Origin of the sequence: Paenibacillus doosanensis (assembly GCF_025060755.1) — a bacterium.
GTDB lineage: Bacteria > Bacillota > Bacilli > Paenibacillales > NBRC-103111 > Paenibacillus_S > Paenibacillus_S doosanensis.
The window spans coordinates 65,748-92,460 of the sequence record NZ_JANYUY010000008.1 but is presented as its reverse complement, the minus strand read 5'-3'; the positions used below and the strand labels follow the sequence as shown (position 1 = coordinate 92,460).

Annotated in this window: 24 protein-coding genes; 14 read left to right on the top strand and 10 right to left on the bottom strand. The window is 55.4% G+C overall.

Annotated features, from left to right (window positions below):
* Positions 1-75 precede the first annotated feature (75 nt).
* The gene (locus N0M98_RS09030; RefSeq protein ID WP_259617614.1) at positions 76-759 is read left to right on the top strand and encodes a DUF2238 domain-containing protein; all 684 of its coding nucleotides are present in this window, start codon (positions 76-78) and stop codon (positions 757-759) included.
* Positions 760-768: 9 nt separating this feature from the next.
* On the opposite strand, the gene N0M98_RS09025 is transcribed toward N0M98_RS09030, so the two are convergent.
* Positions 769-2,097 carry a hypothetical protein gene (locus N0M98_RS09025; RefSeq protein ID WP_259617613.1) on the bottom strand — a complete coding sequence of 443 codons (1,329 nt, stop codon included), beginning with the start codon at positions 2,095-2,097 and terminating at the stop codon, positions 769-771.
* Between the two features lie 219 nt (positions 2,098-2,316).
* Here N0M98_RS09025 and N0M98_RS09020 point away from each other — a divergent pair, with 219 nt between their 5' ends.
* Complete coding sequence (locus tag N0M98_RS09020) at positions 2,317-4,617, top strand: Ig-like domain repeat protein (protein WP_259617612.1); 2,301 nt, start codon at positions 2,317-2,319, stop codon at positions 4,615-4,617.
* A 164-nt stretch (positions 4,618-4,781) separates the two neighbouring features.
* Complete coding sequence (locus tag N0M98_RS09015) at positions 4,782-6,404, top strand: DUF5050 domain-containing protein (RefSeq protein ID WP_259617611.1); 1,623 nt, start codon at positions 4,782-4,784, stop codon at positions 6,402-6,404.
* Here N0M98_RS09015 and N0M98_RS09010 read toward each other — a convergent pair.
* Positions 6,381-6,812, bottom strand: coding sequence for an Lrp/AsnC family transcriptional regulator (locus N0M98_RS09010; protein WP_249861734.1), 432 nt, complete (start codon positions 6,810-6,812; stop codon positions 6,381-6,383). The two genes, N0M98_RS09015 and N0M98_RS09010, sit on opposite strands and share 24 nt — an antisense overlap.
* A 125-nt stretch (positions 6,813-6,937) precedes the next feature.
* On the opposite strand from N0M98_RS09010, the gene N0M98_RS09005 reads away from it, so the two are divergent.
* Positions 6,938-7,684: an MBL fold metallo-hydrolase gene (locus N0M98_RS09005; RefSeq protein ID WP_259617610.1), complete on the top strand. Its 747-nt coding sequence runs from the start codon at positions 6,938-6,940 to the stop codon at positions 7,682-7,684.
* A 125-nt stretch (positions 7,685-7,809) separates the two neighbouring features.
* Here N0M98_RS09005 and N0M98_RS09000 read toward each other — a convergent pair whose 3' ends face one another.
* From N0M98_RS09000 to urtA, 6 genes are all read right to left on the bottom strand, one after another.
* The gene (locus N0M98_RS09000; protein ID WP_259617651.1) at positions 7,810-8,223 is read right to left on the bottom strand and encodes a hypothetical protein; all 414 of its coding nucleotides are present in this window, start codon (positions 8,221-8,223) and stop codon (positions 7,810-7,812) included.
* Positions 8,224-8,957: 734 nt separating this feature from the next.
* A complete protein-coding gene (gene urtE, locus N0M98_RS08990; RefSeq protein ID WP_259617609.1) occupies positions 8,958-9,653 on the bottom strand; it encodes an urea ABC transporter ATP-binding subunit UrtE in 696 nt (231 codons plus the stop codon).
* Positions 9,637-10,428, bottom strand: a complete 792-nt coding sequence (gene urtD / locus N0M98_RS08985; RefSeq protein WP_259617608.1) for an urea ABC transporter ATP-binding protein UrtD — start codon at positions 10,426-10,428, stop codon at positions 9,637-9,639. Before urtD ends, urtE begins: the two co-directional genes overlap by 17 nt.
* Positions 10,429-10,904: 476 nt before the next feature.
* Complete coding sequence (gene urtC / locus N0M98_RS08980) at positions 10,905-12,020, bottom strand: urea ABC transporter permease subunit UrtC (protein ID WP_375295460.1); 1,116 nt, start codon at positions 12,018-12,020, stop codon at positions 10,905-10,907.
* A gap of 67 nt (positions 12,021-12,087) precedes the next feature.
* Entirely contained in the window at positions 12,088-12,993 is a 906-nt protein-coding gene (gene urtB, locus N0M98_RS08975; protein ID WP_259617607.1) for an urea ABC transporter permease subunit UrtB, read from the bottom strand.
* A 94-nt stretch (positions 12,994-13,087) separates the two neighbouring features.
* Positions 13,088-14,326, bottom strand: a complete 1,239-nt coding sequence (gene urtA, locus N0M98_RS08970) for an urea ABC transporter substrate-binding protein (RefSeq protein WP_375295465.1) — start codon at positions 14,324-14,326, stop codon at positions 13,088-13,090.
* A 436-nt stretch (positions 14,327-14,762) separates the two neighbouring features.
* Here urtA and N0M98_RS08965 point away from each other — a divergent pair, with 436 nt between their 5' ends.
* The 9 genes from N0M98_RS08965 to N0M98_RS08925 all read left to right on the top strand — a co-directional run bounded on the left by N0M98_RS08965 (position 14,763) and on the right by N0M98_RS08925 (position 23,484).
* Entirely contained in the window at positions 14,763-15,071 is a 309-nt protein-coding gene (locus tag N0M98_RS08965) for an urease subunit gamma (protein ID WP_249861740.1), read from the top strand.
* 60 nt (positions 15,072-15,131) lie between these two features.
* Complete coding sequence (locus N0M98_RS08960; protein WP_259617605.1) at positions 15,132-15,503, top strand: urease subunit beta; 372 nt, start codon at positions 15,132-15,134, stop codon at positions 15,501-15,503.
* Complete coding sequence (ureC, locus tag N0M98_RS08955; RefSeq protein ID WP_249861742.1) at positions 15,503-17,236, top strand: urease subunit alpha; 1,734 nt, start codon at positions 15,503-15,505, stop codon at positions 17,234-17,236. Before N0M98_RS08960 ends, ureC begins: the two co-directional genes overlap by 1 nt.
* A 24-nt stretch (positions 17,237-17,260) precedes the next feature.
* Positions 17,261-17,974 (top strand): urease accessory protein UreF, encoded by a 714-nt coding sequence (locus N0M98_RS08950; protein ID WP_259617604.1) that lies wholly within the window; start codon positions 17,261-17,263, stop codon positions 17,972-17,974.
* Between the two features lie 65 nt (positions 17,975-18,039).
* Positions 18,040-18,702, top strand: a complete 663-nt coding sequence (ureG, locus tag N0M98_RS08945; RefSeq protein ID WP_259617603.1) for an urease accessory protein UreG — start codon at positions 18,040-18,042, stop codon at positions 18,700-18,702.
* Positions 18,695-19,579, top strand: a complete 885-nt coding sequence (locus N0M98_RS08940; RefSeq protein ID WP_259617602.1) for an urease accessory protein UreD — start codon at positions 18,695-18,697, stop codon at positions 19,577-19,579. Before ureG ends, N0M98_RS08940 begins: the two co-directional genes overlap by 8 nt.
* Before the next feature lie 626 nt (positions 19,580-20,205).
* Positions 20,206-21,480: a pectate lyase gene (locus N0M98_RS08935; RefSeq protein WP_259617648.1), complete on the top strand. Its 1,275-nt coding sequence runs from the start codon at positions 20,206-20,208 to the stop codon at positions 21,478-21,480.
* A 302-nt stretch (positions 21,481-21,782) separates the two neighbouring features.
* Positions 21,783-22,724: a heme o synthase gene (gene cyoE, locus N0M98_RS08930; protein WP_375295463.1), complete on the top strand. Its 942-nt coding sequence runs from the start codon at positions 21,783-21,785 to the stop codon at positions 22,722-22,724.
* A gap of 145 nt (positions 22,725-22,869) precedes the next feature.
* Positions 22,870-23,484, top strand: coding sequence for an SCO family protein (locus N0M98_RS08925; RefSeq protein ID WP_259617601.1), 615 nt, complete (start codon positions 22,870-22,872; stop codon positions 23,482-23,484).
* Positions 23,485-23,494: 10 nt separating this feature from the next.
* Here N0M98_RS08925 and N0M98_RS08920 read toward each other — a convergent pair whose 3' ends face one another.
* Entirely contained in the window at positions 23,495-23,866 is a 372-nt protein-coding gene (locus tag N0M98_RS08920; RefSeq protein ID WP_259617600.1) for a ribonuclease M5, read from the bottom strand.
* A gap of 261 nt (positions 23,867-24,127) precedes the next feature.
* Here N0M98_RS08920 and N0M98_RS08915 point away from each other — a divergent pair, with 261 nt between their 5' ends.
* Entirely contained in the window at positions 24,128-24,907 is a 780-nt protein-coding gene (locus N0M98_RS08915; protein ID WP_259617599.1) for a pirin family protein, read from the top strand.
* 97 nt (positions 24,908-25,004) lie between these two features.
* Here the strand turns inward: N0M98_RS08915 and N0M98_RS08910 are convergent, their stop codons facing one another.
* Complete coding sequence (locus N0M98_RS08910) at positions 25,005-26,585, bottom strand: S-layer homology domain-containing protein (RefSeq protein WP_259617598.1); 1,581 nt, start codon at positions 26,583-26,585, stop codon at positions 25,005-25,007.
* Positions 26,586-26,713: the final 128 nt, after the last annotated feature.

Genomic DNA, 26,713 nt, shown 5'->3' with positions numbered 1-26,713 from the left:
AAAGGGGCATCCGGGTATAAAAGGAAACATCCCGTGGGGAAGATAAACCATCAGGTATATTTTGGAGGGAAACTTATGCCGGAATCTTCGGAACTATTTTCACGCAAACGGACGCTGTGGCTGCGGAAGCACGATATCCCGTTTTTGCAAAACAGGCCGCTGCATATCATGCTCGCGGTTATGGCGCTATTCTGGATCGCGGTGGCAATCCGCCCGGTCGATCCCAAAGATTTTTGGCTGGAGAGCGCGCTTCCTGCAGCATTTATCGCTGCGCTGGGCTTTCTGTACCGGCGCTTTGCCTTAAGCAACCTTTCCTATTTGTTGATCGTCTTGTTTCTCATGCTGCATTTGACCGGGGCGCATTATGCGTATAAGGAAGCGCCGCTGGATTTTTGGTTCCAAAATACGTTCCACACCGAGCGTGGCATTTCCGATAGAATCGTTCATTTCGCCTTCGGTCTGCTGATGACGTATCCGTTCTTCGAGACGATCGAACGGGAGATCGTTAGGCGCAGCGTCTGGTCGTACTTCACGGCGTTTGCCGTGCTGCTCGCCTGCAGCGCCTTGTTCGAAATCGTCGAGATGCTGGTGGCGCTGATCGCTAACCCTCAGCTCGCCGCGGAGTATTTGGGCATCCAGGGCGATATTTTGGATACGCAGAAGGATATGACGATGGCGCTGATCGGATCGGTGCTCAGCTTGGCGTGGATCGTCTATTTCCGCTACCGCCGGGAAACCGTCTGGCAAACCAGACTGTAGAGGCTCAGGCTACTCTTCGAACCATTCGATGTCTGCCCTCGGTATCTTTTTCCTCCGTTTAAGGTTTGCCGGCGGCTTGGCGGCCTTTCTTTTCTTGGAGGAGCGGGCCGGGGCTGCGAATTGCGGCGTTGCGGCATCCTCGGTAATGAATACTTGCCTCCTCAGCACCGGTCCCAGCAGTTCGAAGTAAGACCGGTTGCTTCCGGGCAAGGGACCGTAATGGGTAGCGCCGACGTAAGGCGTTGCATTAAAATTCGTTACCGGGTGGACGGAATTGAGCGCCCCCGTTTGCCCAAGCGCCAGCTGTTTGGTGGTCAAATCGTAAAACGGCAGCACGGAATCTTGAATGGAGTACCATACGCTGGTGCCTATGATTAACCCGTTGCCTCGCGGAGGGTTCGTTACTAAAGGAGCATTTGGCGTTATGCCTGTTCCGCTGAACGCATTCGCAGGAAGCGCGGCGGCCATACAAAGCCACTTTTGGAAAACCGGTCTTTGTCCCGGATTGGCCGCCATAAACCGGTTGGCTCCCGTTGCCGCGACATAGCATCCCAGTGAGTGGCTGACCAGCGCGTTAACGAACGGAGCTTCGTTCAGCTCTTTCATTTTGCCGAGAAAAGGGATCAGCACGCGATTGGCTGTTACAGAGGCTCTGCGCTCCAGCTCCTTCCAGGCTACTGCGGCGATAAGGTCGGGCGAATTTCCGGTAACGACAGTGCCCAGCACGGTAGCTATAGCATTGCGAATGTTGACGACGTCTTGCGAAAAGATCTGACTATCGTAGCTTACCAAATAGATGTCGGCAAATTGATTGTAGTCGAACCGCGTATCGGATGAAGTAGACTGAAACAGCCGGGCTCCCGCTTCAAAGGAACTGAAATAATCGACGGCCGCCTGTACGGTTTGGGGGACGAAAGCTCCGTGAATAAAGACGATCGGCCAGCGACCGGGGGTCAGCCGAAAGTTGTTGAATTGAATCTCGGTGCAGACCGGGTTGTCATCCAGGCCGGTGTAATACCTGCTTGCGTTTTGAAAATAATACATTTTGGGTTTCGGATCTCTCACCAGTCTTTGCCCCGTTACGCGAAACGCCCGGTCCACAAGATCCGTCGGCAATATCCCCGAGTCGAATAGCACCCTCGCAGTAAACGTCTCGTATTCCAACGCTCTTTGCGTTATTCTGACGCCTAACCGGCCGGCGGCCTCCGCGCATGATCCGATGCCGCCGAGGATGGCGTTAATGTCGCTGATGGAATTATTAATGAACGCTTCCGTAGTATCGGCAACGGATTTAAAGGCGCTTTTCGTTTTATTTTCCAAATCTTTGAGACTTACCATGGAACCCCTCCTTAAGTGTCGGAATATACGCATTTCTGAAAGTATACTCCGCGGCAGACCGTCCAATTCTCTCCCCAGGGAATGTCCTGCGGCAAATGGAATGCGAAAAGCAATTTCCCCAAAATTTTAAGCTTGCCTCCTTACCAGCCGGGGAATATGTGGTAAGATGAAAGGGTGTGAAGAAATCGGGAAACCGCTAAAGCTGGAGGCTAGTAAGCGATGAATGGCGCTAATAGAGAATGGACACGGGTAAGACGCAGATTGGCTATCCTGATGATAGGGATTCTTCTTGCGGCGGCGGTATGCTCCGGAACCGCCTTCGGGGAGAACGGCGTCAGAATCAGTATGACAAGCAGTCAGGCGATGCCGGTCTACGGAAGCGAGTTCGTGCTGAGCTCTACCGTCACGGATGCGACTCCCGGAGGAAGTACGCCTGCCGGTACGGTGACGTTTACCGAGAATGGAACCTTGCTCGGTACGGCGGCCCTGCAAGCATCGATGCCGGTTGTGGAGACGGCTGCGGAAGAGCCTCCCTCGATTCCGGCGGGGGATAAGGTTACATGTATCGCCGATCCGAACAGCTTGACGCCGGCGAGCTGCCCTGTACTGAAATGGGGCGATCATACATATTGGGCGTTCAGTCTTAGCGACAACTCCGATGATTTCGACATCGTCGCCTTCGATTCGAGCGGCGCGATCGTCAAGCAGCAGAAAGTGAGCGGCGCCCGCTATTTGTACCGGATCACCGTCGACCAAGCCGCTCAGACGGTGACATTCCGCGGGCAGGGAGACTATTCGGTGACGCTGGCTTGGTCCCAATTGGAAGGCTGGAATGCGCGGGCGAGCCTGTCTCTTGCTTCCTTGCCGGTAGGGAGCCATACCATTCAAGCGCAATATTCGGGCGATGCCAATCATACCGGGGGCGTTACGGCTATGGAAGTAACGGTTAGGCCGGTGCCGACGTTCATCTCGCTAAGCAGCGCCGAGCCGCTGTCCGTGTACGGCGAGAAAGTCGTCTTGACGGCCGCGGTGACGGGCGGATTGGCGGCGACCGGCACGGTGACGCTGCTGGACGGGGATCGGCCGCTCGGAACGGGCGAGCTGCAAGCGGATGGCACAGCCGTATTTTCCCTCTCCGGACTCGGAGCCGGGATGCACTCGATAACGGCGGTGTACTCGGGCGACGACCGCAATGCCGGGAGCGTATCCGTTGCGGTCAACCAGATGGTGGCTCAGCGCCCGACCTCGCTCGCAGTGAGTACGAACGCTCCCGCCTCCCGTTACGGCGATACCGTGACATGGACCGCCGCGGTCATCGGCGGATCGGAGCCCGGCGGGACGGTAACATTTAGCGACGGTGCTCAGGACTTGGGTACCGTAACGGTACAGACGTACGGAGAGGCTTCCTTCTCCATGGCGGCGCTGCCGGTAGGAGATCATTCGATCCAGGCCTTCTATTCGGGTGATGCGAATCATACGGGAAGCTCCGCGGATCTGATCCAGGTCGTGGACAAAGCCGGCACGTTAACGAAGGCGAATGCGAATGTGACGCAAGCCGTATACGGAACCGCGGTTACGTTGTCCGCGGCGGTTGCCGGCGGAGGCGGCGGGAGCGTTCCGACCGGCCGGATTGAATTTGCGGATGGGTCGGCCGTGTTCGCTTCCGTCCCGATGCAGGCGGACGGTACCGCTTCTTGGACCGTGAGCGGCCTGCTTCCGGGAATTCATCCGATAACGGCCGCATACTCCGGCGATGCCAGTTACGACGGCAGCAAGTCGGGAGCTTATTCTGTGGTAATCAATAAAATTCCGACGGCAACGACCGTCGGCGCCAGTGTCTATCAGGCGACCTACGGGGGAGATATCACATATACGGCCCGGGTAGCGTCGCAGAGCGCGTATATCCCGACGGGGACGGTGATGTTCCAAGCCGACGGAGACAAGCTGGCATCCGCTTCGCTGCAGCCGGACGGAACGGCAACCGTAACGGTTCCGCTGCTGGCGGTCGGATCGCATCAAGTAGCTGCGGTTTACTTGGGCGATACGATATTTGCGGAAAGTGCTTCGAACGGCGTTCCGGTTATTATCGATCCCAGCAGCCAAGCCGGTTTATCGGAGCTAAGCGTCCAAGGGGCCGCCTTGTCTCCTGCGTTTCGCCCGGATCAAACCCGTTATCTGGCGCTGGCAAGGCAGGAAGCGGACAAGGTTGCGCTGACGGCCGTAACGAGCGATCCGAACGCGGCCGTCACCGTCAACGGGCAGCCGCTGACCGGGATGAATCCCGTTCCGCTGCAAACGGGACTGAACCCGTTTACCGTTACGGTTACGGCGCAGGACGGATATACAAGCAAATCGTATGTTGTCTTTATCATTCGCGCGGCATCATCCCGCCTGGATATCGGCCAGGTCGTTTCCATGATGCAAGCCGAGCCCGATCTGAACCAGAACGGCGTATTTGATTCGCAAGATGTGCAAGTATTACTCGAACTCATCGAACCTTTATCCGTCATCAAGCCATAAAGACGATCATGGCCCCGAGAACACCCGTCTAACACCGCAGCTTTGCGGCGCTGGACGGGAGCCGGGGCCATTTCTTTTTCCATCCGCTGTAACAATTCCCCGAGGGGTTTCGTCTAACCTGTATGAGCATGCCGCAAGAAACCTGTACATGAGGAGGACTTTCCATGGGGAAAAGAACGCTTTCCTTCACGACGGCCTTGACCATAGGACTTGGTCTGGCATTGTCTCCGGCGCACAGTAATGCCGCTGAGCCGCGCGTGAGCGTAGCCTTGCCGGATTTTGCCGTGAAGCTGAACGGAAATTTGGTGGAAAACCAATATCGCCAATATCCGCTGCTCGTTTATAAAGACATCACATACGTCCCTATGACCTGGTACGATTCGAGGCTGCTTGGGCTTGAGACGTCCTGGTCGCAGAATAGCGGCCTTGCGATAAGCAAAGGAGACGTGTCTTCATCCTATGCGCCTTACCCGACGGAGACGAAGAACCCTGGCAGATCCCAAGCAAAGGTGCCTAATTTCGCGGTAACGATCAACGGCCGAGCCGTCAATAATGCGGCGGAGCCTTATCCGCTGCTCAGTTATAACGATATCATTTACTTTCCGCTGACCTGGAAATTCGCCCATGACGAATTCGGCTGGGACTATGAATGGAGCGATGCGGAAGGGCTCGCCATCCGTTCCGGCAATCTTCAGACGGAGGCGGTGAAGCTCCCTCCTTCTGCGGGCGACAACGGGGTGGCGTTGTTTCAAGGGCATTATTACTTTGTGGAGACGGAGGGAACAACGAACCGGGTGTACCGTACGCCCGAACGGGATTCGGCCAACAAGCAGCTGGTGTACTCCTATGACGGCGACAGTTCGTACGGCTTCAATAAACGCGTTTCGTTTTGGACTCAGGATAATGAGTTGTGGTTTTCCTATCATGTCGGCGGAGCGATTATGGGGTCCGACGTATACTGCAAAGTGAGCGAAGACGGCAAGGCGTCCGTGGAGCATCGGGGTTATCTCGATTTTAAACGTACATCCCGGGGAACCTTGATGATCGATCAATCGGTGCCTCCGGGAGGCAATAATTTATCCCTCGTCCGCGAGGGAGGGGAGGAGCGGGACGGAAGCCATGTCGGCGATCCGGGGCTGATCTACGGGTGGCATGTGACAATGGACGAAGGAAGCGACGGCTACGGGGGGGACGATTCGACGACGGTGGTCGGTGATGACGTATATGTCATGGGCTCGCCGTACCCGATTGAACAAGGCAAGCTGAACCGCATTTACAGAATCAATCTGGATGCGAATCAAACGGAACCCATTGTATCGTCTGCCGTCACCGGCTTCAAGGTAATGGGCGGCAAGCTGTATTACGTCAAAGAGCAGGATCATCTGCTGTACCGTTCAGAATTGAACGGAAGCGGCGAGACGCAGCTGTCGGATCATCCGGTTGCCCGTTGGTACGGCGAATGGTCCGGGCAAGTCTATTATACGGCGGCGGAGGATGGCGGAGCGGGAGGAGCGTTCCGGCTGTATCAAGTAAACCCGGAGGGCGAAGATTCGCTTGTTATGCAGGACACCGTGGAGAGCGTCCAATTCGCGGACGGCGTTATGGTATGCAAGCTCGCCGACGGAGCGGATTACGGTATCAAGCTGCTGGACGCCGCCGGACATGTTAAGATGGCGTTCGCCGATCATCCGTCTTCCGTATTTACGGATCAGCATACGATCTTGTACGTATCCGCCGAAGATCAATCCGTCAAGCGGATCGAGCTACTTGATTTGCCCGATCGATAAACTGAGCTTATAATTGCCGTATTTCAGCAGCTCGTCCAAAAATGTATTCAGCTCGGCGGCCGAGGCGACGCGCACCCGCAGCCAGTAGCAGCCTTCCCCGCTGACGCGATGCGTCTCGGCGATGCACTCCGCTTGCCTGACGAACGTTTGGAACGACGAGTGAGCGGTATTCGATTTCATAAAAACGGTAACGAACGCGTGCACCGACTGTCCGATTTTATCCGGGTTCCAGCGCACTGTATAGCCTTCGATCACACCGAGCTCCTGCAGCTTCCGTATGCGCGAACCGACGGCCTGTCCGGTCAGATGAACGAGCCCGCCGATCGCCTTATGGGACAGAGTGGCGTCTTGGAGCAAGCAGTTTAATATACGCAGATCGACTTCATCGATGGAAGATTGGTTCGGCATGATGAAATTCCTTTCAATGTGAAAATGAAAGTCCGCTTTTCGTTTCACGGGACGGTATGCGGCTCTCTTCGGCTTATTATACAATGGGAACAGAACGATAAGCCAGAAGATAAGAGGTGTATAGTATGAAGCTTCAGTTGATTCGCCATGCTACGCTATGGCTGCACTATGCGGGAGTTACTTTGCTGATCGACCCGATGTTCGGCCATCAAGGGGCTAATCCCCCAATCGCCAATTCGGCTAACGATCGCCGTAATCCGCTCGTGCCGCTGCCTTTTGCCGAGGCGGAGAAGCTCCGCCCGGATGCGGTGCTGGTTACGCACCTGCATCGGGATCATTGGGACGAAGCGGCCGCGGCCGCGCTGCCCGAATCGACGCCGATTTGGTGCCAGCCGGGAGATGAAACGGCCTTCGCCGCCGCCGGATTCGCTTCGATAACCGCTATCGCGGAAACATTCTCGTTCCAGGGCGTGAAGGTTACCCGCACGTCCGGGCGGCACGGGACCGGAGAGATCGGACAGCGAATGGGTCCGGTATCCGGTTTCGTGCTGCAGGCGGAGGGAGAACCGACGCTGTATATTGCAGGGGACACGATCTGGTGCGATGAAGTCAAGCAAGCGCTGGACGCATATCGTCCCGAGATGACCGTGGTCAATGCGGGGGGCGCGCGCTTTGTCCAAGGTGACCCGATTACGATGGATGCCGACGACGTAGCGGACTTATGCCGGTATGCGCCTTATACCCGAGTCGTCGCAGTTCATATGGATGCGATTAATCATTGCCTCGTGACCCGAGCGGATTTACAAGCAGCGCTTGCCGCCGCGGGATGGCTCCGGCAAGTCGCAATACCCGGCGACGGGGAGTGGGTGTAAGGGCAGCGCCCGTCGGATCGAAGGCTGCCGCTATGATTTCATGCGGTAACTAAGGGGGGCGCGCTGCTCCTGGCTAACATTTTTCGGAGAAAATAAAGCGGGAGCCGCTGCGCCAGCCCGTTGAGTTAATGACTTAATTGAACAATAGTTAAAGATCGATTCATATAACCTAAAACAGGAAAATCCGTACTAATACTTGCTCCTATTGTGTCTCCTGCCGCCAGCGTAGCTTGAACCACAAACGATGAACTGCTTCTATTGGCTATCTTGAAAAAGGTAGTGGTGTCCCCGAAAATCGGCGCGCCATTGTTAGTAATAATAGCGTCTAAATAGGGTTCATTCGGGTCTGGATCAGTCGTGGCTTCAGCGTTAATCGATATCGTTATTTGATAAATTCCGCTTTCTCCTACCACTAATTCATTGCCTGTAGCGCTAACTGTGATAGTAGGCGATAAAGGTCCGACTATACTAAATGGTACGGATGTAAATGTCGACCCGGGTGTTTCTACGCTAACTCCCCTTAAAGAGCCGTAAGCCAAAACAACGTCCCCGGTAGGTCCCGTAGCGCCGGTAGGCCCGGTAACGCCCGTGGCTCCAAGGGCGCCCGGCAAGCCCATGGCGCCGGTAGGTCCCGTAGCGCCGGTAGGCCCGGTAACGCCCGTCGCTCCAAGGGCACCCGGCAAACCCATGGCGCCGGTAGGTCCCGTAGCGCCGGTAGGCCCTGTAACGCCCGTGGCTCCAAGGGCGCCCGGCAAGCCCATGGCGCCGGTAGGTCCCGTAGCGCCGGTGGGCCCTGTAACGCCCGTGGCTCCAAGGGCGCCCGGCAAGCCCATGGCGCCGGTAGGTCCCGTAGCGCCGGTGGGTCCTTTCAAGCCCGTGGCTCCGGTCGCGCCAGTAGGTCCAGTAGGTCCGGTAGCCCCTCTTCGTCCTCGTTTGCCTTTTATATAAACAGGACAACAATAATAACTTGTTTTACAACTCGTTTTACAAATACGCTTTAGTTTTGAGGTAGTTTTTTGAGAAGGACGTTTAGAGCGGGATTCCATATTTTTTCCAACTCCTTTCTGTCATAAGATATTCCATTCCTATAATAAGGGCTGTACTTGTACCTAACTCATATAAAAATTAGGCCGTATTATAAGTCTGAAGCCGTATCAAAATTGGAAATGGATGGATGATAAGCAAGTTTGAGAAACATCAAAAAGCCGCATTAGAAATTAATCTAATGCGGGTTAAATAAGTAAGCAATGACCTACTTTACTTTTGAACACCGTTACACCGCCAAATGCTTCTTGACCTGCTCTTCGCTCAGCTGGGCGGAGCTGCCTTCGGCGACGATGGAGCCTTTATCCAGCACGTAATAGTAATCGGCGATGCTGGTGGCGAAGGTCAAGCTTTGCTCGACGAGCAGCACGGACATTTGCTTGCTCGCTTTGATCGATTCGATCACGTGCTCGATCTCCATGACGATCGAAGGCTGGATGCCTTCCATCGGCTCATCCAGCAGTAGGAGCTGCGGTCCGGCGACCAGGGCGCGGGCGATGGAGAGCTGCTGCTGCTGGCCGCCGCTTAAGTCGCCGCCTTTGCGCCGCTTCATGTCGTAAAGCACCGGGAACATGTCGTACACGCGCTCCGGTACGCTGTAAATGCGAGAGCTGGAAGCTTCGAGCCCGAGCAGAAGGTTCTCTTCAACCGTCAGCTGGGGGAAAATATCCCGGCCCTGAGGAACGTAACCGATGCCGCATTTCGCTCTGCGGTCGGTGCTCGCATGCGTCAGGTCTTTTCCGCCGTACGAGATCGCGCCACGCTTCATCTTGATAAGCCCCATGATCGTTTTCATCAGCGTCGTCTTGCCTACGCCGTTGCGGCCCATCAGACAGACGACCTGCCCGGGCTCTACCTTCATACGAACGCCGCGCAAAATCATGCTCTCCCCGTAACCGGCCTCGACGTCACTCAGCATCAGCATCGCGCTCACCCCGTCTTCCCAAGTAAACTTCGGCGACTTTATCGTCGTTTTGAATATCCTGCATCGTCCCCTCCCGCAGCACGGAGCCCTCATGCATAACCGTTACGGTTTTGGCGTATTTGCGGACGAAGTCCATATCGTGCTCGACGACGATAACCGTCTGCCGGTCGCTGATTTTGTGCAGCAGCTCGCCCGTTTTCTCCGTTTCGCTGTCGGTCATGCCGGCGGCAGGCTCGTCGAGCAGCAGCAGCTCCGGCTCCTGAATCAGCAGCATGCCGATCTCCAGCCACTGCTTCTCCCCATGGGAGAGCGAACCGGCTACTTGCTTGGCTTTATCGGCGAGGCCGATCATGCGGATATAATACTTCATTCGCTCCCGCTGTTCGGGCGTCGTCTTGGTAATCAGCGAGCTGAGCAATCCGCGCTTTTGGCGCATCGACAGCAGCAAATTTTCCTGCACGGTCAATGTGACGAAGATGGACGGCGCCTGGAATTTTCTTCCGATGCCGAGCTGGGCAATTTGATGCTCCTGATGCTTGGTCAGATCGATTTGCTTGAACCTTACCCTCCCTTTGGAGGGCTTGACTTTGCCGCAGAGAACGTCGAGCAGCGTCGTTTTTCCGGCGCCGTTCGGCCCGATCAAAAAGCGCAGTTCCCCGGGTTCAAGCGAAAAGTCGAGGCCGCGGATCGCCTTGAATCCGTCGAAGTCGACTTCAAGCTGCTCGATGCGAACCAGCTCCGCCGCCGTTTCTTTTCTTGGTGATGGTTGTAGCATGGTTTTCCCCTCCTAAGAGTTTTGCGAAGCAAAACTTGCTTCGAAAGCATATGCCGAGTATTGCTTCGGCATTAAGGCAGTTTAACATTTCAACGACGCCCCGCAACATTCCCGAATCGGCTTCGAAGCCGAAGTTCCGCTGTTTGATAGAGTTTGCTTCATAAAAACAACAAAAACATCGTATGCCGAAGTTCATAGCGCGCCGACGGCGGGAGCCCGGCGGCCTGTGCCGGTTTTGCCGCCGCATGGTTACGGTCTACGGTGAAAGCCGGAGCCGTAAGAGAAATTCCTGTGCATCGGCGTCAGATGCCGCCGTAATATTCGGGCTATCGAGTTGATCTAAAAGAGCGAAAGGCGTATGAAGCCGGCACAGCTTGAGCGTTCGGCTTTGCCCCCGGACTTGAACCCTTTCAAGGGTTAACCCTTCAAGGAATCCGGGAACAAGAGCGATCTGAAGATCAGGGGGAGGCTGCTGTTTACTTGGTTTGCAGCGAATCTTTATCCAGCTTGGCATAAACCGGCAGCGATGCGCTCAGCGAAGCCGCGCCTGTCTTGCGCATAAACCATCCCCGTTTGACGGCCGTTTCCTTGATCGTCCCTACGATGCCTTTGGGCAGGAACAGCACGACGGCGATAAACATGGCGCCCATAATGATCGGCCACCATTCCGGGTACGCTTCGCTGAAGGTCGTCTTGGCCGCATTCGTCACGACGGCTCCGAGAATAGCCCCGAAGATGGAGGCGCGGCCGCCGATCGCTACCCACAGCACCATCTCGATCGACGGGACGATGCCCATTTGCGCCGGAGAGATGATGCCTTCTTGAAGGACGAACAGGATGCCCGCCAAACCGGCCAGACCGGCGGAGAAGCAGTAGATGAATACTTTGAACGTAACCGGATTGTAGCCGATGAAGCGGACCCGGTTCTCGGCATCGCGCACGGCGACGAGGATTTTGCCGAGACGGCTTCCGGCCAGCCACAGACATAGAAGCAGCGTTCCGATCACGACGGCGACCGTAATGTAGTACAGCATCAGCTTGGTCGAATGGTTGGCCACGGAGAAGCCGAGGAATGTATCGAAGTTGGTCAGGCCGTTCGTGCCTCCCGTATAGCCCTGCTGACCGACGAACAGCGTAACCGTAATAATGACGAGAGCCTGCGACAAGATCGAGAAGAAGGTTCCCTTAATCCGGTTGCGGAACGTCAGAAAGCCCAGTATAAAAGCGACCGCCATCGGCACGAGCAGGGCGAGCAGGATCGCGATCGGGGCGGACTGGAACGGCTGCCAAAACCAGGGCAGCTTCTCGACGCCGCTCCAGGACATGAAATCCGGCAGCTCGCCATGAGAGGCGACCAGCTTCAGATGCATTGCCATGCAGTAAGCACCGAGCCCGAAATAGACGCCGTGCCCGAGGCTTAAGATGCCGGTGTAGCCCCAAATCAGATCAAGTCCCATCGCAACAATCGCGTAGGCGAGAAATTTGCCGAGCAACGACAGCCGGAACTCGCTGAGAAACATCGGCGCCGCCGCCATCAGCACGAGCAGCAGCAAGGTAAAGCCGATTTTTATTTTCGTATTGGTCATGGTCATAGTGTTCACTCCTAAGAGTTTCCGGTAGGAAACTTACTTCGAAAGCATAAGCCTGTTTTCCGCAATCTTAATCCAGCGCCCGCGACTTGATCGTAACAAGTCCTGACGGCCTCCACTGCAGGAAGGCGATAATCAGCGTAAATACGATTACTTTGCCGATCGTAGCGCTCGTCGAATACTCGAACGCGGTGTTCAGTACGCCGATGCCGAGTGCTCCGGCGACGGTGCCGACGATTTTGCCGATGCCGCCGAGCACGACGACCATGAAAGCATCGACGATGTAGTTCGTGCCGATCGTCGGCCCGATCGGTCCGATCAAGGTCAGCGCGCAGCCGGCGATACCGGCCATGCCGGAGCCGAAGGCGAACGCCTGAGCGTCGACGCGCCGCGTGGAAATGCCGAGGCACGAGGCCATGCCGCGGTTTTGCATCACGGCCTGCATATTGCGGCCGCCCCGCGTATGGTACTGGTACACGTAAATGATCGTAATGCAGACGATGACGAGCCCGATAATAAACAGCCTTTTGTAAGGCAGCATCAGATCGGCGGTGACCGCAAGGCCGCCTTCGAGCCATTCCGGGGCTTTGACCGCTACGTTGGGCGCGCCGAATATTTCTCTGGCCAGCTGCTGCAGCACGAGGCTGACGCCCCATGTCGCAAGCAGACTGTCGAGCGGCCGCCCGTACAGGAAGCGGATCAGCAGGGCTTCGAGCAGCCAGCCGACGGCAAAGGCGACCGCGAACGCAACGCCGAGCGACAGCACGAAATACCAGCCGAAGGCCGAGGCGGGGAGGAGTTTCTGGAACAGCTGCTGGATCGTATAAGCCATATAGGCGCCGATCATAATGAACTCGCCGTGCGCCATGTTAATGACATTCATCAGGCCGAACGTAATCGCCAGACCAAGAGCGATCAATAGCAGAATGGAGCTCAGCGACAAGCCGTTAAATAATTGAAGCAATACGATGCTCATTAGGTCATCCTCCTTGATAAAACGGGGGACCGCCCTTATAAGGGCAGCCCCGGTCTAATAATCGAGTTCGTCTGCGGCTTGCCTGAAGCCCATATTATTTGGCGGCGGACTTCGTCACCTCGGCGCCCCAAGGATACGTCTCGAGGAACGGGTCCGGCTTCACCGGCTGCCCGGAATTCCACACTTCCTTGATCATGCCGTCGCCTTGAATTTGCCCGATGCGCACCGTTTTGTAGACGTGCTGGTTGTCGCCGTCGATCGTTACTTTGCCGCCCGGGGCGTTGAATTCGAGACCTTTGGCCGCCGCTTTGACTTTCTCGACGTCGACGGAGCCGGCTTTCTTCACCGCTTCCGCCCACAGATAGACGCCGAAGTAGCCGGCTTCGATCGGATCGTCCGTAACGCGGTCTTTGCCGTACTTGGTTTTGTAAGCTTCGACGAATTTCTTGTTCTCCGGCGTATCCGTCGTTTGATAGTAGTTCCAGGCCGTATAATGGCCTTCCAGCACCGACGCGCCGATGCCGCGGATTTCTTCCTCGGCGATGCTAACCGACATCGTGGTCAAGTCTTTGGAAGTGATGCCTGCGTCCTTCAGCTGCTTGAAGAAAGCGACATTGCTGTCGCCGTTCAGCGTATTGAAGACGACGTCCGGCTTTTCCTGTTTGATTTTACTGATTATCGTGTTGTAATCCGTATGTCCGAGCGGAGTGTATTCTTCGGCGATCAGCGTGCCGCCTTCGGCTTTTAGCTGTTCTTTAATAATTTTGTTAGCTGTTCTCGGGAAGACGTAGTCGGAGCCGAGCAGGAAAAATTTCTTGCCTTTGTTTTGCAGCAGCCAGGTGACGGCGGGAACAATTTGCTGGTTCGTCGTAGCGCCGGTGTAGAAGATGTTAGGCGAAGCTTCCAAGCCTTCGTACTGCACCGGATACACGAAGAGGCCTTTGTTCTGCTCGACGACGGGCAGCACGGCTTTGCGGCTCGCCGATGTCCAGCCTCCGAAAATGACGGCGGCTTTGTCTTTTTGCAGCAGCTTTTTCGTTTTCTCGGCAAAAGTAGGCCAATCCGACGCTCCGTCTTCAATGATCGGCTTCAGCTGCTTGCCGAGCACCCCTCCGGCTTTGTTGATTTCTTCGATAGCCATCATTTCGGCGTCTTTGACCGAAACTTCGCTGATCGACATCGTGCCGGTGAGCGAGTGGAGGATGCCTACGGGAATCGTATCTCCTTCCGCTTTCGTATCGGCGTCGGACGGCGCGGACGATGCGGCTGTGTCCGTTTTCGATTGAGTGGCGCAGCCGGCCAGCAGCGCGGATAAAGACATGCACACCGCCATTAATACCGGAAGCCCTTTTCTGCTTACTTGGTTAATCATCGACCATCCACTCCTCTTCATAATGGGTTCTTGCGCGAATCCACCGGCGGCGTCGGCATTCGTTCCGCTATGTTTGTATCGCCCTGCCTCGTGGAATTTTTTATTACACGAACTATCATAGTTGCAACGTAACTTGTATGTCAATATACTTTACATAAAATTGTTTAATCAAGTTTAAAATCCTGATATATGTAAAAAAACGCTTTTTATTAATTTGTTTTATACAAGTTTGTATGTAATATGGAAATAAAATCCTTTTATAATGTTATTTTATTTAACATTAACGGTTTACAAAGCAAAAAGCGGCGAATATAATAAACGTAATGGCAGTCGATTATGCGCATTTTTAAATGTCACATAACATAACATAATGCTTCGACAAGGAGGATGCCCTCACGTGCATTTAACGGAACGGGAAAAAGAGAAGCTGCTCATTACGGTAGCCGCCGATTTGGCCAGAAGACGGCTGCAGCGAGGGGTGAAGCTTAACTATCCGGAGAGCGTCGCGCTCATTACGTCCGAAATGATGGAAGGGGCGCGCGACGGCATGACGGTGGCGCAGCTGATGCAGTACGGCACGACGATTTTGAAAGCCGGTCAAGTGATGGAAGGCGTACCTGAAATGATCCATGAGGTGCAGGTGGAGGCGACGTTTCCGGACGGGACGAAGCTTGTTACCGTTCATCAGCCTATCGGATACGAGTAAAACATTTAGATGAAGGAACGCATTCGGCGAAAGGCCGGGCGACAAGAAAGGAGTCGGGCTATGGTTCCGGGGGAATACCGCGTTCAAGCGGGAGAGATTGAGCTGAATCAAGGCAAGCGGACGGCGCGGATCATCGTCGTCAATAAGGGCGACCGGCCGATTCAGGTCGGCTCGCATTATCATTTTTTTGAAGTGAACCGGGGCTTGGCGTTCGACAGGGAAACGGCGTTCGGGATGCGGCTCGATATTCCGGCCGGCACGGCCGTCCGGTTTGAACCGGGTGAGGAGAAGCCCGTGCAGCTCGTCACTTTGGGCGGGGCCGGACGATCCTACGGTCTCAACGGGCTTACCCGTGGCGATACGGCCGGCGGCGCGATGCCGGAAGAAGTGAAGCGTCGGCTGGAGCAATGGAAGGAGGGCGTCACTACCTGATGGTCAGGATGAATCGGACGGCTTATGCGCAAATGTTCGGTCCGACGGTCGGCGATGCCGTGCGGCTGGCCGATACGGAGCTGTGGGCGCAAATAGAGCGGGATTACACCGTATACGGGGAAGAATGCAAGTTCGGCGGAGGCAAGGTCATCCGCGACGGGATGGGGCAATCGAGCCGGCATACGCGGAGCCAGGGAGTTCTGGACACGTTAATTACCAATGCGGTCATTATCGACCACTGGGGGATCGTCAAAGCGGATATCGGCATCCGCGACGGCGTTATTGTCGGTATAGGCAAGGCCGGCAATCCCGATCTGATGGACGGGGTGCATCCGGAGCTGGTCGTCGGGGCGAGCACGGAGGTCATCGCCGGCGAAGGAAAAATAGTTACGGCTGGGGGCATCGACACGCACATTCATTATATATGCCCGCAGCAGATCGAAACCGCGCTGGCCTCGGGGGTTACGACGATGATCGGCGGCGGCACGGGACCGGCCGCAGGCACCAGCGCGACGACATGCACGCCGGGAGCGTGGCATATGCGCCGGATGCTGGAGGCGGCCGAAGCGTTCCCGATGAATCTCGGCTTCACGGGCAAGGGCAACGCCTCCTTCGCGGAGCCGCTCGTCGAGCAGGTGGAGGCCGGAGCGATCGGGCTGAAGCTGCACGAGGATTGGGGCACGACCCCGGCTGCGATCGATGCGTGCCTGCGGGTGGCGGACGAGTACGACGTACAGGTCGCTATCCATACCGATACGCTGAACGAGTCCGGGTTCGTTGAGGACACGCTAGCGGCGATCGGCGGCAGGACGATCCATACATATCATACCGAAGGAGCCGGCGGCGGTCATGCTCCGGATATTATCCAAGCGGCGGCGGAGCTGAACGTGCTTCCGTCATCCACGAATCCGACGCGCCCGTATACGATCAACACGGTCGAGGAGCATCTCGATATGCTGATGGTATGCCACCATCTCGACAGCCGGATTCCCGAGGACGTCGCTTTCGCCGATTCGCGGATTCGCCCGGAGACGATCGCCGCCGAAGATATACTGCACGATATGGGCGTATTCAGCATGGTGAGCTCCGACTCGCAGGCGATGGGCCGGGTCGGCGAAGTGATCATCCGCACGTGGCAGACGGCGGATAAGATGAAGAAGCAGCGCGGCTATTTGCCCGCGCCGGATGAACCGCCGGGCGCGGCGGAAGCGCAGCACGATAATTTCCGCATTAAGCGCTATATCGCCAAATATACGATCAATCCGGCGATCACGCATGGCGTCGCTCATTTGGTCGGCTCCGTCGAAGCCGGCAAGCTGGCCGACCTGGCCCTTTGGAGCCCGATGTTTTTCGGGATCAAGCCGGATATGGTGCTCAAGGGCGGAATGATCGCCTACGCGCAGATGGGCGACCCCAATGCGTCGATTCCTACGCCGCAGCCGGTGTTCGGGCGCCCGATGTTCGGTGCCTTCGGCAAGGCGGTGCGCCACTGCATTACATTCGTCTCGCAGGCTGCCTTCGATAAGGGAGTGCATAAGGAGCTCGGCCTTCAGAAGCGGATCGAGCCCGTCCGAAACTGCCGCAGCGTGACCAAGAAGGATATGATCCATAACGGCGAGACGCCGCGGATCGAGGTGAACCCCGAAACGTACGAAGTGAAGGTAGACGGCGAGGCGATTACTTGCGAACCGGCGGCGGAGCTCCCGATGGCTCAGCGGTACTTCTTGTTCTGACGAAGGGGAGGGGGAGTGAGAGCAATGCAACAACCGGCTATGTCCATGTCATTGCCGTCGTGGCTGTCCTACGTTCAGATGCTGGACTCCGCGCTGCCGATCGGCGGCTTCTCCCATTCCTTCGGACTGGAGACGCTCGTGCAGATGGGGATCGTCGAGAAGCCGGAGCAGCTGCAGGAATATATCGCAACGATGCTGCTTCAGAGCTGGGCGCCGGTCGACGCGCTGGCGGTCAAGGCGGTGTACCTGTACGCTCCCGCCGAAGATTGGCAATCGCTCTGGGAGGTCGACCGGATGCAGCATGTACAGAGGGCGGCCGTCGAAACGCGGGAAGGCGTTCTGAAGATGGGGCGGCGGCTGTTTCAATTGGCGTCGTCGATTCATCCGCGGCTCGACTGGGAGCCGCTGCAAACGGCCGTGCGCGAGGGGCGGTGCTTCGGAACGCATCCTCTCGTGCACGGATGGGTCAGCTACCGGCTGCAGGTACCGCTCGCGATGGCGGCCGAAGGCTATCTGTACACGTGTACGATGACCTGCATTAACAGCGGCTTGAGATTAATGTCGATCGGCCAAACCGAAGGGCAGCGGCTGATAGCGGAGCTGGCGCCGATCATTACGGAGGCTTGGCGGAATGTGCGGCATCTGGACCCGCTGGAGGACGGATTCTCCAGCACGCCGGCCGCGGAGATTGCAATGATGCGCCACGAGGCGTTGTATTCGAGATTGTTTATGTCCTAGTCAGTTTGCAAAAAAAGATTGGATAAACCAAAACCTACCTACTCTATATAAGGAGGCATCCGCCTATGTGTCAAGGAGGATCGCATCACCATCATCATTGGGAAACGCCGGAGCACCGGCATTCGGATAGGCCGATGAGAATCGGCATCGGGGGCCCAGTCGGATCGGGGAAGACCGCGCTGGTGGAACGGCTGGCGCGCAAGCTCAACCACCGCTACAGCATCGCCGTCATTACCAACGACATTTACACGAAGGAAGACGCCAACATTTTGATCCGCTCGGAGGCGCTGTCGGCGGAGCGGATCATCGGAGTGGAGACGGGCGGCTGCCCTCATACGGCTATCCGCGAAGACGCCTCGATGAATTTTGAAGCGATCGAAGAACTGGAACGCCGGTTTGCGCATCTTGATCTCATCTTTATCGAGAGCGGCGGCGACAATTTGGCGGCGGCGTTCAGCCCTGAGCTGGTGGACCGCTTCATCTACATTATCGATGTGGCGCAAGGGGAGAAAATTCCGCGCAAAGGCGGCCCCGGCATTATGCGCTCCGACATGCTCGTGATCAACAAGATCGACCTCGCCCCGCATGTCGGCGCCAGCTTGACCGTCATGGAGGAAGATACGCGCAAAATGCGCGGCGACCGCCCGTTCATTTTCTCCAATTTATTCGACGGCCAAGGGCTGGACGACATCGTCGACTGGATCGAGCGGGAATGCCGTCATGCCTAGAGTAACCGGCCGCATTTCGGCCGCTTTTCTGGAAGCGGACGGGAAAACGCGGCTCGGTGACCGGTATCACGCTTATCCGCTCAAAATCGCCAAAGCGTTTCCGTTTGATGATGGGCAGCTCGGCGTCTATATGATGGACGCTTCCCCCGGGATTATGTCGGGCGACCGTTACGAGCTCGACTGGCATTTCGGAGCGCATACGAAAGTATACGTGACGAATCAGTCGTATACCAAAGTGCATCCGCAGCGGCTTGATGAAACGGGGCAGGCCGTTCATCCGCCGAGCGAGCAAACGCAGCGGCTTACGCTCGGCCAGGGCGCATATGTGGAATATATGCCGGAGCCTTTGACGCTATATAAGGACGCCTGCTTCCATAGTACGACGGATGTGCGGATGGAGCGGGGATCGACGCTTATTTTGTCCGAGGTCGTCTGCCCCGGTCGAACGCAGCGCGGCGAGTTGTTCCGATACTGCCGCTATCGGAGCCGGCTTGCCGTTCGCTTCGGCGACGAATGGGTATACTGCGGCAGGCAGCAGGTGGAGCCCGGCGTTCAGCGGCTTGCGAGCATAGGCGCCTGGGGGAGCTTCACCCATATGGGGACGCTGTACGTGTTCAGCGAGCTGGCGGACGCCGCGATGGCCGAAGCGCTGCGAATCTTTATGAACGGGGAACGGGACGGCTTCGATGCCGTCGCCCGGGGCAGGCAAGACGCTTCGTCCGGTCTCTATGCCGGGATAAGCCGCACCTACAAGCACGGTTTGATCGTATCCGTTATGGGGCGCAAAGCGTACGAGATTCAGGATTATTTGGAACGGGCCTGGGCATTTATCCGCAGCCGGTATTTTGCCTCGGCTCCGCTTCTGGTCAGAAAGTAGAACGGTGCTGCGGGAAACGGCAACCGATTAGCCAACAGCCCTTGAAGGGGAGGGAGGGGCCGCTAGAGCGGCTCTTTTTGCTGTTTAGGAAATGATGCGCAGCCATATCCTGTGGAAATCCGGGGTCTCCCCCGAAAGTAAAGTCTACCCATAGAACGATCCCAGAGGAAGGGTTAGACGCCGATCCGGCTTAGGCTGGATGCGGACGGAATAAGCTTCAGAGCATCACGTCACTTTTGAGGGATTGGTTCCTGCGCTTTTCTTCTCGTTTTCACATACATCGATTTCAACTTGAGGCTCATTCCGTTCTACCCGCGGTAGATTAAAAGCGGCACGCTTAGTTATGCAAAGACTATTTGTCATTCAGATCACTTCCGCGGAAGCCGCTGCTGCCGAATGTTAAATAAAGTTAAATTCGGACTATAGCCAATCGATTGCGATCTGCCGAATAATGGAAACAGCGAACGGATAGCGCTTACATCCGTTTCGCTTTTCATAAGGGCAAGGAACCGAAATTTGGAACGAGGGAGGCGAAAATAAGGGCAATCATTCATCAGGAGCTGCAGCAGCGGATGGCAAAGCAATCCAAACTATGTATCCGGAGGGATCGAATGATGAACAAGCTTATGAAATCGTTGATGGTGACTACGGTCATCGCATCTTTGGCCGGGGCCGTTCCGGCGACGGCGGCCACTGACCTCGGACACCAGGTGCTCGCGTCCAATGACGGCTGGGCGGCATACTCGACCGGAACGACCGGAGGCTCCGCGGCCACTTCCGCCAATGTGTTCACGGTGACGAACCGCAAGCAGCTGGTGACGGCGCTCGGCGGCGGATCGAACACGACGCCCAAAATCATCTATGTGTCCGGCACGATCAATATGAACGTGGACGACAATAACAATGCGATGGGACTTAACGAATATAAAGATTCGGCCTATGATTTCAACGCCTATTTGGCGGCTTACGACCCTGCGGTATGGGGAACGTCGAAGGTGCCGAGCGGCACGCAGGAGGATGCGAGAAAACGGTCGCAGCAAAAGCAGGCCGGCCGCATCGTCGTGGACATCCCTTCCAATACGACGCTTGTCGGCTCGGGGACGAACGCCAAAATCGTCGGCGGCAATCTGAATTTGAAGAGCGGCGTGACGAATGTCATCATCCGCAATATCGAATTCCAGGACGCGTACGATTATTTTCCGCAATGGGACCCTACCGACGGCAGCAGCGGCAACTGGAACTCGATGTACGACAGCATTACGATCAAGGGCGCCAATCATATTTGGATCGATCACTGCACCTTCGACGACGGCTCGCATCCGGATAGCGGCAGCGGCACTTATTTCGGCAGGGAATATCAGCATCATGACGGCACGGTGGACATCTCCAATGCGGCCGATTATATTACCGTCTCTTATAACTATTTCCACGACCATGACAAGACGACGCTCATCGGCTCCAGCGACAGCGCAACCTCCGATGACGGCCATCTGAAGGTGACCATGCATCACAACTACTACAAGGATGTCGTGCAGCGCGCGCCGCGGGTCCGCTTCGGACAAGTCCATCTGTACAACAATTATTATGAAGGAAGCAAGAGCGGCGGAACCTATCCGTTCAGTTACGCGTGGGGCATCGGCAAATCGTCGAAAATTTACGCGCAAAATAATTCGTTCAGCATTCCCGGGCTGTCCGCAGCCAAAATCGCCAGCGTCTTTAGCGGCGGGACGGCGCTGTACGATTCGGGAACGCAATTGAACGGCTCATCCGTCAATGTCGCTTCGAGCAACAGCCTGAGCACTTCGGTCGGCTGGACGCCGTCCTTGTACGGCACGATCGATGCGACCGCCAATGTGCCGTCCGTCGTTAAGGCGAATGCGGGCGCAGGCAAAATCCAATAATCGACCGTTCGATCCATAGTCCATCCTCAGACCGGCCGCCCCCTGCGGCCGGTCTTCTCTTGCCGCATAGACGAGGACGTCGAACCGTTTCGGGCGGTCGGTCAGGGACAAGCTCGGTACGCCGATAAACTATCGACAATATTTTGAACTCGCGCGCGGTTTGTTGTCAAACGGGTTCCGTGTTGATATGATGGAAGGAGATTAAAGGAAGAACGGTTTCGTTACGTCACGAACATTCGTTTTTCGACACAAGGTTTCCTTTACGGAAGCTTTTGAGGGAGGTACTATAGGTGGAAGAGCAAATGAGGCTGGATCTTCCTTCGGAAGGTTTGGCTGCAGGGCAGGACACACAACTGGAAACCACTCAACAACACGGACCCGTCACTTGGAGAGACTTCGTACAGCTTGCCAAACCGGGTATTATTTTTTCCAATTCGATCACGGCGTTCGGCGGCTTCTGGGTAGCTTCCGGCTGGCACGTCAATTGGCTGCAAATGCTCTACACGCTGATCGGTACCGCGCTGGTTATGGCTTCCGGCTGTGTTCTGAACAATTATTTGGACCGGGACATGGATGTGAAGATGGCAAGAACGCAGAAGCGCGCGCTCGCTACGGGTAAAATGTCTCCGCAAACGGTGCTCGTGTACGGAATCATTCTCGGTGTAATCGGGGTGTCCGGGCTCGGCCTGCTCGTCAATCCGATGACCGCGCTGCTCGGGATGATCGGCTTGTTCGTTTACGTCTGGATTTATACGGCCTGGTTTAAGCGTACTTCCGTCTGGAGCACGGTGGTAGGCAGCTTCTCCGGAGCGATGCCGCCGGTCATCGGCTACTGTGCGGTGACTCCGACGATCGACGCCGGGGCGATTATTTTATTCGGCATTTTGTTCCTGTGGCAGCCGCCGCACTTCTGGGCGCTCGGCATTCGCCGCGCGGAAGAATACCGCGCCGCGGGATTTCCGCTGCTGCCGGTAGTGAAAGGATCTTATACGACGAAGATCAGCATGATGCGCTATATCGTTCTGCTGGTTCCGGTATCGATGCTGCTTTACGTCTACGGCTACGTGAACGTCATTTTCTTTTACGCCGCGGCTGCGATGGGATTGTATTGGGCTTTCCTGACGATGAAAGGGTTCAAAGCGGAGGACGAAGTCCAATGGGCGAAAAAAACATTCATCTATTCCATCAATTACTTGACGCTGTTGTTTATCATCATGGTTATTACGACCGTGAAGCAAGGATAATTCGGCTCCCGGCACGGGGCAAGGCGGACGGGCTTCATCCCATGGCAACATGGGATCTTTTTTTGCAGTGCAATAGGGGACAGGTTTTGCGAGGAAAACTTACGATCATTAGAAGCTGAATTTGGATTAGAGGAAGGGATGAACCATGAACGCAACCCTGCAAAAGAACGGTTTTAAAATTGTTGTCATCATCGTACTGCTGGCTATGATCGGAACTTTCAGCTATATGCTGATGAAGGGCAATGACACGAAGATGGGCGTCATCAAGAAAGCCCCGGACTTTAAGCTGACCAATCTCGATGGCAAGCAGGTAGGGCTATCCGATTTGGCAGGGAAGACGAAGCTGGTTTATTTCTTCTATTCGACTTGTCCGGACGTATGTTTGCCGACGACCTATACGTTGTCCAAAGTTCAGGATACGCTTGTCAGTAAAGGGGTTTTCGGGGATAAAACGGCCATCGTATCGATTACCTTCGATCCTACTCGGGATACGCCGGAGCAGCTTAAGGATTTTTCCGGCCATTATCATGCCGATCCGAAAGGCTGGTATTTCCTGCGCGGGGACGAGGCGACGGCCTTCGATATCGCTAACAAATTCGGCGTCATGGTCGTAAAAGACCAGCAGGGCAATTTCACGCATAACAACGTCATTTTGCTCGTCGACAAAAAGGGGGATTTGCGCACGTATTATAATGGCAACGACGCCGATCTCGACGTCGAGAAGATTGCCCAGGATATGATTGCGCTGAGCAAGGAATAGCAACGATCGATTACAATTTAACCGAGGGAAAGTCCAGAGCCGGTTCTTGCGGAGGGTATATAATGTACTCTTCCAGGCCGGCCTTTTCCAGTTGCTGGATTAGATACTCGTCCGGAGTTCCTTCTACGCCGGCGTACCCTCTTCTCGTATAAATTTGCTCCGCATCCGGAAACGTATCGCGCAGTATGCCGCGGATTTTTTTGCCGGAAGAGTCGTTGTCCGTAAACAAATACACTTCGCAAGAGCCCGCTTTCTTCTTCAGATCCTCCAATTTCTCTGTATTTAAAGAGCCATAGGTGCAAAACAGCAAAACCTCCTCCTTCAAAAGGCGGCGAAGTCTGCTTCGGTCGTTTTTGCCTTCCACGATGATGGCGATGGTCATAGCGATTCTCCTCCGATCAATACCGAACATTACCTCGCTTTAGTATACCCAGTTCCCCGGTTTATTCCAAGTATGCGTGATGCTGGGATTTCCCAGGAAATGTCGAAACAATGACCAAAAAAGTTTCGCCGTCAGTCTCTTGACGAAACGGATAATAATTATTACAATGAAATTATTAACTAATAAATAATAAGTTAATTACTTTATATTAGAAATACGCTTTTTGTTGCGATCAATCGATTCCATTCGGGAGGGATACACGTGAACATCGTTATTTATCCGCAAGAGCAGCAGGCGTCGGGAGGCTTTGACGGAGGCAAAATTACCGAACAAAAGCCTATTGGTTTTCCGGGCGAAGGTTCGGCGGTTAAACGCATCGGTCCGTTATTTTATTGGGCGTGGGCGCATGCTAAGGTCGAAGGTTTTATTCCGATGCATCCGCATCAAGGCTTTGAGATTATTACTTATATGGTGAACGGCCAGGCGGAGCACGCCGATACGCTCGGCACGCAGAGCCGCGTGGCTGCCGGAGGGGCTCAGGTAATGCAAACCGGTTCCGGCGTGTCGCACAGCGAACGGTTCATCGGTCCGGATTCTGAAGGCTTCCAGATTTGGTTCGAGCCTCATCTCCGGGATGCGCTTCAGAGACGGCCGACATATAACCAATATGAGCATGGGCAGTTTGCCTTCTCCCGGGAAGACGGAGCGACGGTGAAGACAGTCATCGGGGAAGGGGCTCCGGTTGAACTGACGGCCGATGTCCGGATGTGGGATATCGAGCTTTCGGCAGGGAAGACGTACCGCCATCGGCTGGCAGCCGGCCGTGCGCTGGCAGGTCTGGCGATTCGGGGCGACGGCGGATGGTCCCTGGGGAAAGCGGGACAGTCTTCGCTCGTCAGCTTCGCACATAAAGATTTCTCCGTGCTCGGCGCTGATGCGGGGGAAACGGAGGAGGCGCTGCTGACAACGGATATCGGCCTGCGGATGATTCTGATCGAAGCGCCGGTTCAGGTGGATTATCCGTTATACCCGAAACGGTAAGCGGACGGGCTTCTTCTCATACAAAAAAACAGCCTGACATGTCAAGATGTCAGGCTGTTCTTATGAAATGGAGAGTGGATACCGCCCGAGAGCAGTATTAGTTGTTGATAAAATCGGCTTTGGTCAGCAACCGTTTCAGCATCGCTGCCGATTGCGCCCGGGTAGCCTGTTTCGAAGGAGCGATCGTAGTATCGGTCATTCCGTCTACGATGCCTGCTTCGATAGCTGCAGCCAATTCTTGCTGTGCCCATACGATTTGATTGGAATCGCTGAATTTGGCGAGCAATTCCGCTTGACGGTCAGCCGATACGTCCGGTTTGGCGCCTGCATATGCCAAGGCGCGAACGACCATGGCCGAGAGCTCTTCGCGGGTAATCGGTTGGTTCGGTCTGAATGTGTGGTCTTCGTAGCCGTCGATGATTTTGGCGTTGACAGCCGTTGCGACTACACTGGAGAACCAATCGCCGGAAGATACATCCGTGAAGGAGCTGCCGCCGGCAAGTTGATCAAGACCGAGTGCGCGAACGACCAAGGCTGCGAATTCGGCACGGGTAATGTTGCGTTCCGGCTCGAACGAAGTATCCGTTACACCGTCGATGACCAGCTTGTTAGCCAGCAGATCGATGTAGGATTGCGCCCAATGCCCTTGGCTGTCGGCAAAGCTTTTGTTCAATTCGATGACGGTATAGATGCTGTTGCCGTTGCGTTTGATCGTCGCTTCGTTGCTGTCGTCCTCGGACGAGAACAGGGCAGGAGCGAAGCTTAATTTTTTGCTTGCCGGGTCGAATACTACGGCCGTTGCTTTGGAAGGATCGACCGCTTTCGTCAGCGGAAGCGTACGGCTAATGTAGTTGTTGCCTAATTCGACAGGCGTCGTCGTTGTGCTGTCCGTGCCGTAAGCGACAAGATCGAAGTCGACCGATCCGCTGGCTACGGTGCCGCCCAGCGCTTCTGCAGCCGCTTGGATATCGCTTGCGACGCTATCGCCGGCAGCGCTGATGGAAACCTTGATGGTCATGTCGTCTACAGAGGCAGAGAGCTTGTCGGCAAGGCCGTCCAGGTTCAGAACATAAAGAGGAAGCGTATAAGTGCCGTTTCCGTTAGAGATAACAAGCGCTTTGTTTTTGTCGCCGACAAAGTCCTTCAGCGCTTTGGCCGGAATGAGTACAGTGTCGCCGCTCAGAACCAGCTCAATGACGTCGTTGTTGGTCAGTGCGTTGATCAACGTATTGGCGTCAATATAGCCGTCGGAAGAAACGGTAATGCTAGGTCCGGACGGAATGTAGCTGCCGCCGCCCCCGCCGCCTTTATGACCGCCGCTGCTGGATGAAGTCGAATTGTAGACCGTGCCGTACACGGAATCCGTTACCTTTTCCAGCAAATTCAAGTAAGTGTAGCTGTTAGAAACGCTGCTAGAGAAATTGTAAGTGTACACGCCATCGTAAACGCTGTATGTAGCGGTCGATGCGGTGCCAAGATAGTTACCGTTCGGATCGTACAAATATACTTGTGCATTCTCGGAATACACATCGGAGTAGACCGAACCGGAAACGGTGCCGTCGCGGTAAGTCAGATTTTTAAAACCGGTCGCCGCGAAGGCTAATACGGGCAGTAGCGCCGAAATGATCAGCATCAATACGGTTACTTGCGCCGTCTTTTTAAAGACAGCTGGCTTCATGAAAAATTCACTCCTATCTTCTTTACGTGAATAATGGGGTATGCTGCCGGAAGGCTTCTTCATCAGATGTATTTCACCTCCTTTTCGGAACATCTCATTACAAAGTTCGAACGGGCCTGGCGGTATAG